This window comes from Streptomyces sp. T028, from assembly GCF_048159505.1.
GTDB lineage: Bacteria > Actinomycetota > Actinomycetes > Streptomycetales > Streptomycetaceae > Streptomyces.
This window is the reverse complement of sequence record NZ_JBLRVZ010000030.1, coordinates 42,061-55,355: the sequence shown is the minus strand read 5'-3', so window position 1 is coordinate 55,355 and position 13,295 is coordinate 42,061. Positions and strand designations below refer to the sequence as shown.

The 13,295-nt window shown below is 72.8% G+C and carries 7 protein-coding genes; 2 read left to right on the top strand and 5 right to left on the bottom strand.

Annotation, left to right across the window (positions count from 1 at the left end):
- Positions 1 to 30: 30 nt before the first annotated feature.
- The 4 genes from ACLZN2_RS28060 to ACLZN2_RS28045 form a co-directional block, all read right to left on the bottom strand.
- Positions 31 to 2,895, bottom strand: coding sequence for an NHLP bacteriocin export ABC transporter permease/ATPase subunit (locus ACLZN2_RS28060; protein ID WP_416981980.1), 2,865 nt, complete (start codon positions 2,893 to 2,895; stop codon positions 31 to 33).
- Positions 2,892 to 5,114: an NHLP family bacteriocin export ABC transporter peptidase/permease/ATPase subunit gene (locus ACLZN2_RS28055; protein WP_416981979.1), complete on the bottom strand. Its 2,223-nt coding sequence runs from the start codon at positions 5,112 to 5,114 to the stop codon at positions 2,892 to 2,894. Before ACLZN2_RS28055 ends, ACLZN2_RS28060 begins: the two co-directional genes overlap by 4 nt.
- A complete protein-coding gene (locus ACLZN2_RS28050; protein ID WP_416981978.1) occupies positions 5,111 to 5,917 on the bottom strand; it encodes an HlyD family efflux transporter periplasmic adaptor subunit in 807 nt (268 codons plus the stop codon). Before ACLZN2_RS28050 ends, ACLZN2_RS28055 begins: the two co-directional genes overlap by 4 nt.
- Positions 5,918 to 6,008: 91 nt before the next feature.
- On the bottom strand, positions 6,009 to 6,224 hold the full coding sequence (locus ACLZN2_RS28045) for a type A2 lantipeptide (protein WP_416981976.1): 216 nt from the start codon (positions 6,222 to 6,224) through the stop codon (positions 6,009 to 6,011).
- 756 nt (positions 6,225 to 6,980) lie between these two features.
- Between ACLZN2_RS28045 and ACLZN2_RS28040 the strand changes: the two genes are divergently transcribed.
- The gene (locus tag ACLZN2_RS28040) at positions 6,981 to 8,393 is read left to right on the top strand and encodes a S1 family peptidase (RefSeq protein WP_416981975.1); all 1,413 of its coding nucleotides are present in this window, start codon (positions 6,981 to 6,983) and stop codon (positions 8,391 to 8,393) included.
- Positions 8,394 to 8,494: 101 nt separating this feature from the next.
- Here the strand turns inward: ACLZN2_RS28040 and ACLZN2_RS28035 are convergent, their stop codons facing one another.
- Positions 8,495 to 10,645: a SpoIIE family protein phosphatase gene (locus tag ACLZN2_RS28035; RefSeq protein WP_416982174.1), complete on the bottom strand. Its 2,151-nt coding sequence runs from the start codon at positions 10,643 to 10,645 to the stop codon at positions 8,495 to 8,497.
- A 192-nt stretch (positions 10,646 to 10,837) separates the two neighbouring features.
- Here ACLZN2_RS28035 and ACLZN2_RS28030 point away from each other — a divergent pair, with 192 nt between their 5' ends.
- Positions 10,838 to 13,282 carry a SpoIIE family protein phosphatase gene (locus ACLZN2_RS28030; RefSeq protein ID WP_416981974.1) on the top strand — a complete coding sequence of 815 codons (2,445 nt, stop codon included), beginning with the start codon at positions 10,838 to 10,840 and terminating at the stop codon, positions 13,280 to 13,282.
- Positions 13,283 to 13,295: the final 13 nt, after the last annotated feature.

Here is a 13,295-nt window from a genome sequence, read left to right as displayed (position 1 = left end):
CGGGTCCGGCGGGGCCCGCACCAGGCCGCCCTACGTCAACTGCCGCCGCACCAGCTCGTGCAACCGGCCGCCCGTGTCCGCGAGGAGTTGGGCGGGCGGGCCCTGCTGGGTGATCCTGCCGTTCTCCATCACGACGACCCGGTCGGCGTCCAGCACCGTCGACAGCCGGTGGGCGATGACGACCCGCGTGGCGTTCAGCTTGCGGGTGCTCTCGATGACCGTGCGCTGGGTGTCGTTGTCCAGGGCACTGGTCGCCTCGTCGAGGAACAGGACGCGCGGCCGGCGGATCAGCGCCTGGGCGATCATCAGCCGCTGGCGCTGGCCGCCGGAGACCGAGCCGCTGCCGGAGACGATGGTGTGCAGCCCCATCGGCATCCGCCGGATGTCCTCCGCGAGCCCCGCCAGCTCGGCGGCCGCCATCGCCTCCTCCGGGGTGTGGGCCCCGGTACCGCAGATGACGTCCAGGATCGACCCGGTGAACGGCTGCGCGTGCTGGAGGACGACGCCGCACTGCCGGCGCACGGCCGACTGGTCGAGGGCGCCCAGGTCCTGGCCGTCGTAGAGGACACTGCCCGAGAGCGGCCTGTCGAAGCCGATGAGCAGGCGCAGCAGGGTCGACTTGCCGCAGCCGCTCGGGCCGACGACCGCCACGAACTCGCCCGGCCGGACCTCGAAGGAGACGTCGTCCAGGACGAGCGGGCCGTCGTCGGAGTAACGGAAGGAGAGCCGCCGGGCCTCCAGGGCGCCGGAGAGCGGGCCCGGCCGGGTGCTCGCCGTGCGGACCTCGGGGGCCGCCTCCAGCACCGGGCGGATCTCCTCGAACAGCGGCAGCGCGGCCACCGCCGAGACGAAGGCGCCGGTCAGCGAGGTGATGGAGGTGAGCAGCATCGTCATCGACGTGTTGAAGGTCAGGAAGTCCGCCGCCGACAGCGCGCCGCGCGCCGGACCGGCGAGCAGCATGAACATCAGCAGCGAGCACAGCGGCAGATACACCGCGCCCAGCACCGTGTTGAGGTTCTTGATCCGGCCCAGCCGCTGCTGGAGCTCACGGCTGCGCGCGAACCGCTCCGCCCAGGCCGCGTAGGCGTAGTTCTCGGCGGCCGCGACCCGCAGCTTCGGCAGTCCCCGCAGGGTCTGGAACGCCTGGTTGTTCAGCTTGTTGGAGAGCACCACCAGCCGCCGCTGCCAGCGCACCTGCCACAGCCCGAGCCCGAGGAACACCCCGGTGACGACGACGAGCACGCCGACCGCCGCCAGCGCCATCGGTACGCTGTACCAGAGCAGCAGCCCCAGGTTCATCGAGCCGACCGTCACCGACTGGGCCACCGAGGGACCGAGCCCCGCCAGCAGTCGGCGGATCGCGCTGATGCCCATCGCGGCACTGGCCAGCTCCCCCGTGGACCGCTCGGCGAAGAACTTCGTGGGGAGTCTCAACAGCCGGTCCCACACGGCCGGTTGGAGCGTCGACTCGATCCGGCCCTCCAGCCGCAGGATGGTGAGGTTCTGCAGCAGCGTGAACGCCGCCGCGACCACACCGCCGGCCATCACGGCCAGACACACCTGCGCGATCGGCCCCGACTGCGCCCTCGGCACGTACTCGCCGAGCACCTTGCCCGTCGCGATCGGCACCAGCGCCCCGATCGCCACCGTGACCAGCCCGCTCAGCAGCAGGTTCGTCAGATCGCCGCCGGTGCCGCGCATGCTGAACCGCAGGAGGCCCAGCGGGCTCGGTCTCCTTTCCGGCAGCGGCCGGTAGAACATCACGGCCCGTGGCTCGAACTCCTCGGCGTTCGCCTTCTCGACCGGGGTCTCCCGTCCGGTCGCCGGGTGGACGGCGACGTAACCGCCGCGCCGCCACAGCAGCGCGACCGGCGCCCCGGACAGCGCCCGGTGGCCGACCAGCGGGCCCACGTCGTCCCGCCACCAGCGCCCGTCGAGCCGTACCGCGCGGGTGCGCACCCGGGAGGCCAAGGCCACCTGCTCGACCGGGTCGAGACGGTCGTCGCCGGCCCCTGCCCGCGCGGGCTCGGACAGCACGATCCCCGCCGCCTCGGCCACCAGCCCGCAGGCGGCGAACGTGGCGTCCGCGTCGGCCGACGTGGTGCGCCGGCCCGCCTTCCCGCCGATCGAGGCGAGCAGGGCCCGGTCGGCCCGGTCGCGGACCGCCTCGCCCGCCCTGATACCGGCGGCGGCGCGTGTCTCGTGGGCGCTCTCCAACTGCTCGATCCAGCGGTCCAACGTGGTCAGCAGGCGGTACTGCTGGTCGACCATGCTCTGCCACACCGACGGATCCATCAGCAGATCGGCGGCCGCCTCCGCGCCGTACAGGGATCCGTACCGCACGCTTCCCGGCGGGACCTGCATCCAGAAGACGTCGTCATCGTCCCCCATGCTCGAATACGCTCGCACGGGGGCGCCCCCATCCGCGGCGGGCCTCTCGGTCGCCATCGGCGCCTGGAAGAGGACGGACAGGCCACGGCCGACGCCGAGAGCGAGCGCGTACTCCAGCGGACTCGAAGTCGGCGGCACATATTGGGGGTTGCCGTACTCGTCGTAGGACCAGGTCTCGGTGGCGGCGGGCCGGTACAGCTCGCGCAGGCCGATGCGGTGCATCACGCAGTCGTGCAACGGCCTTGCGACGAGCGTGTGTTGGGGCCCAGTGACCGGACCGAGCAGCAGCGAGCCCGCCTCCAGTCGGCCCAGGTGGTGCCAGTGGCCCTGCTGTTCGGCGTCCACCGCGAACAGGTCCAGCGCGCCGGAGGCCACCAGCCACAGCACCTGCGGGCCTTCGAGGTCGAGCCTGCTGAGACCCGCGCAGTCGACGCGCCCGCCCAGCTGCCCGAGCGCCGCGAGCACGTAGTCGCCTTCCGGCATGCCTTCCCCCACGGCCGTCACCGCTCCCTGACCAGCGCCGCGTACGCCCCGCCGCGCGCGACGAGTTCCTCGTGCCGGCCGCGCTCGACGATCGTGCCGTGCTGGAGCACCACGATCTCGTCGCTGTCGCGGACCGTGCTCAGCCGGTGGGCGATCACCACACAGGCGCAGCCGCGCCGACGCAGGTTGTCCATCACGACCTGCTCGGTCTCCGCGTCCAGCGCACTCGTCACCTCGTCCAGGACGAGGATGCTGGGCCGGCGCACCAACGCCCTTGCGATCTCCAGGCGTTGGCGCTGACCTCCGGAGAAGTTGCGGCCGTCCTGCTCGACCCTGCCGGTGATGCCGCCGGGCCGGCGCATGACCACGTCGTACAGCGCCGCGTCCCGCAGCGCCTCGATCACCGCCTCGTCCGGGATGGACGGGTCCCACAGCGCCACGTTGTCGCGGACCGTGCCCTCGAAGAGGAACACCTCCTGGTCGACGAAGGAGACGGAGGAGGCGAGTGCCCCGCGCGGGATGTCCTCCAGCCGCCGCCCGTCGATCCGGATCACGCCTTCCCAGGGCGTGTACAGGCCGGACAGCAGCCGGGAGACGGTCGACTTCCCGCTGCCCGAGCCGCCGACCAGCGCCACCTGCTGCCCCGGGCCGACCGTCAGGTCGAAGCCCGACAGCAGGGGCTTGTCCAGCGGGCTGTAGCCGAAGGTGATGTTCTCCAGCTCGACGTGTCCCCGCAGCCGCCGGGTGGAGTCGGCGCCGCCGCGGCGGTCGTGGAGCGGGTCGGCGCGGAAGCTCTCCACGTCCTTCAGCCGGGCCACGTCGGCCGCGAAGTCCTGGATGCGGCCCGCCACGCCGTTGAGACGGGTCAGCGGGGCCGTGAAGCGGGCGACCAGCGCCTGGAAGGCGACCAGCAGACCCACCGAGACATGCCCCTCGATCGCCCGCATCCCGCCGATCCACAGGATCAGCGCGCTGTTGAGGGTGGCGAGCGTCGGCGCCACCACGCCCAGCCAGGCGCTCGGCACCCCGAGCCGCTGCTGCTCCTCCAGCGTGGTGGCGTGCTGCCCGGCCCACTTGCGGAAGTAGCCGTCCTCCCCGCCGGTCGCCTTCATCGTCTCGATCAACTGCAGCCCGGTGTACGCCGTGTTGGTGAGCCGCGCGTTGTCCGCGCGCAGCTTCGCCGTACGGGTCGCGCGCAGTCGTACGACGATCCGCATGGCGACGATGTTCAGCAGAGCCACGCCGATGCCGACGACCGTCAGCTGCGGGTCGTAGGTGTAGAGGAGGACGGCGTACAGGACGACCACGATCGCGTCCACGCCCGCCGAGGCCAGGTCGCGGGCGAGGGTCTCGGCGACGGCGTCGTTCGACTGGAGGCGCTGCACCAGGTCGGCCGGGCTGCGCTGGGAGAAGAAGGTCACCGGCAGCCGCAGCAGATGGCGCAGGAACCGGGCGCTGGAGAGCGTGGAGGAGATGATGCGGCCGTGATGGAGGTTGGCCTGCTGGAGCCAGGTCAGCGCGACCGTCAGCAGGACACAGACGCCCATGGACGCGAACAGCACCTCCAGCAGCGAGGTCTGGCCGCCGATCAGGAACATGTCGATGTAGGTCCGGCTCAGCGCCGGGACGGCGGCCCCGACCAGCACCAGCAGCAGACTCGCCAGCACGGCGGCCGGCAGGGTGCCCGCTGTGCCGCGCAGCCGGGCCGGCATCGCGCCCAGCACACCCGGCCTGCGTCCGCCCCGCTCGAACCCCTCGCCCGGCTCCAGCACCAGCACGACACCGGTGAAGCTGCCGTCGAAGTCCTCCGTCGGGACGAAACGCCGCCCCTTGCCGGGGTCGTTGACGAACACGCCCCGGCGGCCGAAGCGGCGGCCCATGCCGTCGTAGACGACGTAGTGGTTGAACTCCCAGAAGAGGATCGCGGGCGCCTTCACCTCGGCGAGGGCCGCCAGGTCCATCTGCATGCCCTTGGCCGTCAGGCCGTAACCGCGCGCCGCCTTCAGCAGGTTGCTCGCGCGTGAACCGTCGCGTGAGACCCCGCACGCGATGCGCAGCTCCTCCAGCGGGACGTGCCGGCCGTAGTGTCCGAGGACCATCGCGAGGGAGGCGGCGCCGCACTCCACGGCCTCCATCTGCAGGACGGTGGGCGTACGGACGGTCTTCGCCCTGGCCTTGGGGACCGTGCGCCGGGGCGGCGCGGCCCGGCGGCGACCGCGGGTCTGCTCGGCGGCGGTCACGGAAGCAGCCAATCGACGGGACGCTGGTCGGCCAGCCGGATGGAACCCGTGGCCATGGTCATGGAAGTGAGCCCGTACGGCGGCCCGTCCGCCGACGACCACCGGTAACCGCTCTTCGTTGACGCCGACTTGTCGAGCCGTACGAGCACCGCCACCGGACGCCCGTCCTCGGTGAACTGCTCGCCGAGCCGGCTGTCGCCGAGGAACGCGGAGATCTGCTGCGCCGACCGGGCGGTGCGGTCCACCGACTTCACATGGCCGCGCAGCACGCCGTACTCCTGGGCGGGGACGGTCTGCACGGTCAGGTCGACGGCCGCGTCCTCGGGGATCGTCGCGGCGTTCTCGGCCGGCACGTACACCGTCGCGTACAACGGGTCGTCGGCGTCGGCGACCTTCTCCACGGCGGCGACGTTCGCGCCGGTGGAGATGATCTGGCCGATGGTGGCGGCGAGGGCGGTGATCCGGCCGGCGGCGACCGTGCGGACCACGGTCTCCCCGTCGGCCGTACGGATCTTCAGGACGGGGGAGTCGACGGGCAGCCGCTCGCCCTCCTTCGCGAGGACGGCGGTGATCTGGCCGGCCGCCGGGCTCTGCAGCATGTAGCTGCCCTCGCCGTGGGTGAGGACGGCGGGCGCGTTCACCGTGGAGGCGACCGAGCCGGTCACCGCCCACACGGACGCGGCCGCCATGACGGCGACGGTCACGGCGAGCACCAGCCGGCCCTGAGGGCGGGCGAAACGCACCGGCAGGTCGAGTTCCTCCGGTGACTGGAGCTTGGCGAGGGCCTGTTGGCGGAACTGCACGGGCTACGGGCTTCTTCCGGGGGTCGGGACGCCGACGAGTCCCGGAGCCGGGTGAGGGGCTCCGGGACTCAGAAGGTCACACGGGGTGCGATCAGAGACCGGCGACCAGGTTGGTGACCGGGGCGGTGTTCAGGCCGGTGACACCCTCGACGGTGCCGATGACCGTGTCGACCAGGCCGGAGACCGGGGCGACGCCGTCCACCAGGCCGGTGACGGTGCCGAGGGCGTTCACGGACAGACCGCCGGAGACGTTGTCGAGGTCCGCGTCGGAGATCTCGACGGTCTCAACCTGGGGGGTGGAGTTCATGGTGGAACTTCCCTTCATATGGATATCTCACAAGGGGGGAGCGGCCCCCTCTGGGGACAGACGACGGCCGCGACCGTGAGGGCCGAACCCCCGTTTCCGGGAGGCGTCCGAACCCTGCGGTGCGATGGATGAAAGCAGGTCCGCCGGGCACGGTTCCACTCAATCACCGGCCCCACCTGGGAAGTTGTGGCACCGGAGCGGCGAACCGTGCAGGCGCGCGCACGACTTGTCGCCGACTCCTTCACGACTCGGGCCGGAATCGCTCGGATGAGCGGCGGGGGCCGTCGCGGCGAATCCGACACTCCTGCCCCAATGGCGTGGGCGGCGCCCGGGAGTTGTGCAGAATCCCCGCTTCCGGTGCCCCGGTTGGGCAATCGGTGTGCAGATTCTCTGACGAGTGCGGTCGGTGACGGCCCGCTCACTGTGGGTGTGTCCCGCGGATGTCCGGAACTGCTGTGATCAAGACATCGGAGCCGTCCGGCGACTGTGGGAAGGCTGTGCGCCTGGCGGGATTTCGACGGTCGTGTCCTGGAAGGATCCCGTCTGCTTCGACGGCGGTCATCGCGATATGGGTGGTTCTCTCCCCATGGCCCGGTCAGGGCACGGTCATGGCCGATTCCGCATTGCGCAAAGGAAGTTGGCAAACGCGATTGAACGCAGCACGAGTCCCCCGCGTACTCATGGCCAACCAGGCGCCGCTGTACGGAGCTGCCGACGACCGGCAGCCAGACCCCGTCCCCCAGGAGGTCGAGTTTTTTGAGTCACAAGCGAGTTACGAAGCGCAATGCCATCATCGCGGTCGGCGGTGTCGCGGCGCTCGGAGCGGCGGCCATCTTCCTTCCCCAGGCCAACGCCTCCCAGGACGGCTCCAACGACGCCGCCTCCGTGAAGACCCTGAAGGCGGGCGACGCCTCGGACCTCGCCGCACAGCTCGAGGAGCTGCTCGGTGACGCCTTCGCCGGTTCGTACTACGACTCCGAGCAGTCGCAGCTGATCGTCAACGTCATCAACGTCTCCGGCGACGAGAACAACGTCATCGTCCAGGCCGAGAAGGCCGGCGCCAAGGTGCGCGAGGTCGAGAACAGCACGGCCGAGCTCGAGACGGCCGCGAAGACCCTGAAGGCCGAGGCGACCATCGACGGCACCGCGTGGGCCGTCAACCCCCGGACGAACCAGATCCTGGTCACCGCCGACTCCACCGTCACCGGCGACAAGTGGGACCAGCTGGAGTCCACCGTCCAGAGCCTCGGCTCGGGCGTGGCGACCATCCAGAAGTCCTCCGGCACCTTCTCCACCAAGGTCTCCGGCGGCGACGCCATCTTCGGCGGCGGGGCCCGCTGCTCCCTCGGCTTCAACGTCACCGCCCAGGACGGCACGCCCGCCTTCCTGACGGCCGGTCACTGCGGCGTCGCGGCCGAGCAGTGGTCCGACTCCGAGAACGGCGAGCCGATCGCCACCGTCGACCAGGCGGTCTTCCCCGGCGAGGGCGACTTCGCACTCGTGAAGTACGACGACCCGGCCACCGAGGCGCCGAGCGAGGTCAACGTCGGCCAGCAGACCGTCGCGATCTCACAGGCCGCCGAGGCGGTCGTCGGCACCCAGGTCTTCCGGATGGGCAGCACCACCGGCCTCAACGACGGCACCGTGCTCGCGCTCGACGCGACGGTCAACTACCCCGAGGGCACCGTCACCGGTCTCATCCAGACCGACGTCTGCGCCGAGCCCGGCGACAGCGGCGGCTCCCTGTTCACCCAGGACGGCCTCGCGGTCGGCCTGACCTCCGGCGGCAGCGGTGACTGCACCGCGGGCGGCGAGACCTTCTTCCAGCCGGTGACCACCGCCCTGGAGGCGACCGGCGCGACCCTCGGCGACGGCGGTGGCGTGGGTGCCGACGACGGCGTGGGCGACGCGGGTGCCGGTGCCGTGGACGAGAACGGCGATGGCATCGACGACAACACCGGCGAGGCCATCGAGGGTGGCGCCGACGCGGGTGCCGTGGACGAGAACGGTGACGGCATCGACGACAACACCGGCGAGGCCATCCAGGACGGCGGCGAGGAAGCGGGCGCCGGCGCCGAGGACCAGAACGGTGCCGAGGACCAGAACGGCGCCGAGGAGAACAACGACGGTCTCGAGGGCGGCTCGGGCGTGAACGAGTCGCACAGCTGATCACCGGAACCATGTGAACGGTCCGGCCCTCCGGCGGGGGCCGGCCGTTCACGTTCGGGCCGTACACGTTCGGGCCGTACACGTTCGGGCCGTTCACCCCGTCAGCTCTCCCCGGCCCGCAGCAACAGCAGCGCCACGTCGTCGATCCGCTCCTCGGCCGCCGCGTACGGCGCCACCAGCTCGTCGGCCAGCTCCTCCAGCGGACGGTCGCCGCCCGCGCCCAGCCGCCGCCCCAGACCGGCGACCGCGTCCTCGATGTCCACCCCCGGAGCCTCGATCAGCCCGTCCGTGTACAGGGCGAGGACACAGCCGGGGGCGAGTTCCACCTCCGTCGTCGGATACGTCGCCGCCCCGTCGATGCCCAGCAGCGGACCGCCCGCGAGGTCGAGGACCCGCACCTGTCCGTCCGCCCGGCGCAGCAGCGGCGGGGGATGCCCGGCCCGCGCCATCACCGCCCGTCCGTGTTCCGGGTCCAGCCGCAGATACAGACAGCTGGCGAACAGCTCGGACCCCAGGTCGATCAGCAGCCGGTTGGTGCTGCGCATCACCTCGGCCGGCTCCTGCCCGACGGTCGTGTACGCCCGTACGGCCGTACGCAGCTGCCCCATCAGCCCGGCCGCGGTCACGTTGTGGCCCTGGACGTCCCCGATCACCGCCGCCGCCTGCGGGCGGGACGGCACCAGGTCGTAGAAGTCGCCGCCGATCTCCATGCCCCGGGTGGCCGGGAGATAGCGGGCGGTCGCCCGCACACCGGGCAGCGGGGGCAGCGAGTGGGGGAGGAGGGCCGCCTGCAGACCGTGGGCGAGCTGGTGCTTGACGTCGTACAGCAGGGCCCGGTCCAGGGCCTGTGCGATCAGCCCGGCCAGACTGGTCAGCACGGCCCGCTCGTGCGTCGAGAACTCGTGCGGTTCCGCGTACGCCAGCACGCACGCGCCCACCGGACGGCCCGAGGCGATCAGCGGCAGGTACGCCCAGGCGGCGAAGCCGTCCGGACCGGTCTGCCAGGCCGGGTACAGCTGCTCCAGCTGCTGCCGGGACGCGAAGAACGCCGGGACGCCGTGGGCGACGGCGTGCGCGCCCGGCGACGCGGCGGAGAGCGGCATCCCCTCGTACCGATCCACCACCCGCGGGTCGGGATACCCGTGCCGGCCCAGTACGTGCAGCCGGCCCGCCCGTGCCCCGAGCAGCGCCAGCGCCTGGCTTCCCACGGTCGGCGCGATCTCGTCCGCGATCAGCCCCACCACGTCCTGCACGGTCACCGTCTCGGTGAGCGCCCCCGCCAGACTCAGCGCCTGCGACATCGACACCAGCCGGGTCGGCGCGTCCCCCGGCCGGGCCTGCGACGGCCTCGGCTCGGACACGTTCCGGGCCCGGGTGATCCGCACGCTGATCCCCGTGGTGCTCGGGTACAGCCGGAACGACAGCCAGTCCGAGGGCGGCCGCAGCGCCACGAACGAGACGGGCGACTGACCGATCAGCGCGGCCCGGTAGCGCTCCTCGTACGAGGGGTCGTTGAGCCAGGGCACCGCCGCCCACAGCTGCGTCCCCAGCAGCCGCCGCACCGGCACCCCGAGCAGATCCGCCGCCGCCGTGTTGGCGAAGCCCACCCGCCCGCCCAGGTCCAGCGAACACAGCCCGTACGGCAGCCGGGCCACCATCCGGGCCGCCTCCACCGTGCCGAGGGTGTCCGCGGTCCCGCCGATCGACCACGCGTCCATCAGATCGGACTCGACCCGCAGCGTACGGTTCTCCGCCGCCGTCCGCTCCAGCCGCATCGCCAGCCGCTCGCAGCCCGCCGTCAGCTCCTCCCGTTCCCGTTCGGACAGCTCCGGCGGATGCGAGCCGGGCCAGGTCACGTACACCGCGCCGTACACCCGCGACTCGGTCGCCACCGGCAGCGCCGCCAGCGCGAAGGGATACGGCAGGACGACCGCGATCCGCGGATAGCGGCGGGCCATGTCCTCCTCCCCGCCGACCCACACCAGCCGCCGCTCCCGCACCGCCTCCGCCACCGGGATCGGCGCGTTCAGCCCCACCCGCTCCCAGGGCGCCGCGAACGACCGGGGCAGCCCCGCCGTCACCGCCATCTGCAGCACCGGCTCCTCGCCCGGCCGCAGATACACCGCACCCGAGTGCGCGCCGACCGCGTCCATCATCGAGGTCAGCGCCAGCGACAGCAGCGGCCTGCCGACCGGCGTCCGCACGGGCGCCGTCACCTGACCGGACTTCGCCCCGTCGGACACGGCGACCACCTCCTCGCCCACCGGCCACCCAGGGTTCCGGGTCCAAATCTGCCCCCAGACGGCCCACGGCGCACGGCGAACGCGAAGCGCCGGGGTCCTGGGCGGCCGCACGGTCGGGAGGAGGCGGTCGAGAGCGCACGGTTGAGAGGGCGTGGCCGAGAGGGGCTGCGCTGCCGTCTCATACGCGCTGTAATTGCGGACGTGGTCAGTGAGGGTGCTGCGGGGCGCAGAACGGGACCCGTGCGTGCCGAAATCGCCCTCAAAACGATCACGGCCGATCCCGGCGCCCCGGATCGGGGGCGGCGCGTCCTCGAACAGGCGCTCGTCTTCACGGGAGCGTGCCTCGCAGCCGTGTACACACCCGGCGAGGACGGCACCGCGCTCCGGCTGACCGAGTCGGCGGGCGTGCCCGCGTCCCTGTACGGGCTGCGCGAGAGCTACCCCGCCGACGGAGACTCCCCGGTCGCCGACGCCCACCGCACCGGGCGGCCGGTGTGGCTGGGGCCGGACCGCCTTGCCGAGGGCGCCCCGGAGTGGCGGATGTCCGTCCGGGACGTCCATCTGGCGGCGCTGCCGGTTCCCGGCGGTGGAGGCGGCCTGCTGCTGGCCGTCGGCGAGCGTCCGGCCGGCTTCGACGGCGACGACCGCGCCTGCCTCGCCCTCGTCGCCGAGGCCCTCGCCGTACCCGCGACCCCCACCCCCGACGCGGAGGGCGCGCCGGGTACCGGTTCCTTCGGCCTCGCCATGGACACCGGCCGCGTCGAGGTCGGCGACGCCCTCCTGGACCTGTTCGGCATGGACCGGGAGGACTTCGACGGCCGCGTGGAGACCCTGCTCGCCCGGACCGTCCCCGAGGACCTGCCCTCGCTGATGTCCGTCGTCGAGGCCGACCACATGTCGATCGGCGAACGCGAACTGGAGTTCCGGGTGCTCCAGCCCGACGGCCCGCCCCGGTGGCTGCGGCTGCGTGGCCGGCTCCTGCCCGGCGGGGAGGACCGGCCGCCCCGGCTCGTCGGCACCGTCGCCGACGCCTCCACCCTGCGCGCCGAGGTCACCGACGTGGCCCGGGTCCAGCGCCTGGCCGCCGCCCTCGCCACCGCCGGCACCGTCCGGGACGTCAGCCAGGCCGTCGTCACCGCCCTGCGCGAGCCGCTGCGCGCCGACCGGATCGCCCTCGCCGAGCTGGAGAACGACCGGCTCGTCGTCATCGTCCTCGACCCGCCCGACCCCGAGGCCTGGCCCGAGCTGTGGCGCTCGGAGTGGCGCGGCGAATGGCCCGACGCCCCCGTGCGCGCCATGCCCACCCTCGCCGCCGCGCTGCGCGAGGGCCGCGCCCGGATCTGGCCGGCCAGCAGCGACGTCCTGGAACCCGCCCTCGCCGAGGTCGGCCCCGGCGGCCTCGCCGTCCTGCCGCTGCCCGCCGTAGGCCGGATACTGGGCGCCTGTCTCATCGGCTGGGACAGCCCGCACGACTTCGGCCCCGACGAACGCGCCCTGCTCACCGCCTCCGCCGGGCTCGCTGGCCAGGCCCTGCTGCGCGCCCACGCCTTCGACGCCGAGCACGAACTCGTCGGCATGCTCCAGCGCCAGCTCCTCCCGCACCGGCTGCCCGCGCTCCCCGGCGGGGTCGCCGTCGCCCGCTATCTGCCCGCCACCGCCGGGCTGGAGGTCGGCGGCGACTGGTACGACGTGATCCCGCTGCCCGACCACCACGTGGCCCTCGTCATCGGCGACGTCCAGGGCCACAGCGCCGCCGCCGCCACCCTGATGGGCCAGATGCGCACCGCGCTGCGCGCCTACGCCGCCGAGGGCCACCCGCCGGACGTGGTCGTCGCCCACTCCAACCGGCTGCTGACCGAACTGGAGACCGACCTCTTCGCCACCTGCGCCTACGTGGACGTCGACATGGAGTCCGGCACCGGCTGGTGCGTACGCGCCGGACACCCGCCACCGGTGCTGCGCCACCCGGACGGCGCAACCGAACTCGCCGAGGGCGAGGGCGGCCCGCCGCTCGGCGTGCTCGACCGGACCGAGTTCCCGATGACCCCGCTGCGGCTGCTGCCCGGCACGGTGATCGCCCTGACCACGGACGGCCTCGTGGAGTCCGCCCGGCTCGACATCGACACCGGCCTGGCCCGGCTCGCCCACGAACTGTCCGTCTCCGACCCCGCCGACCTGGGCCTCGTCGCCGACGCCCTGCTCGGCGGCGCCCACCGCGCCGACGACGTGGCCCTGCTCCTCATGCGCTACGACGGCATGGCCGTCAAGCCCCTGCGCGAGGGCTGGACCGTGTGGCGCGTGCCCGAGGCGGCCCGGCAGGCCCGCCGCTTCACCCGGCGCACCCTGCGCTCCTGGGGTGTGTCCGGGGACGCCGTGGACACGGTCCTGCTCGTGGTCTCCGAACTCGTCACCAACTCCCTGGTGCACACCGACGGCCGGGTCCGCCTCGACCTCACCCTGGTCAACAACCGGCTGCGCGTCGCCCTCACCGACGCCTCGCCCCGTACGCCCGTCAAACCCAACCTCGGCTGGGAGGCCACCGGGGGCCGCGGCATCCTCCTCGTGGAGGCCGTCTCCGAGGCCTGGGGCACGCTCCCGGTCAGCGGCGGAAAGCAGGTGTGGGCCGAGATACCCCTGGACGGCTGACGCCGGCGGGCCC

What these genes read in the sequence shown, in the direction of transcription:
- ACLZN2_RS28045 (WP_416981976.1), bottom strand. Translation starts at nt 6,224, where the DNA reads ATGAACTCCACCCCCCAGGTTGAGACCGTCGAGATCTCCGACGCGGAC.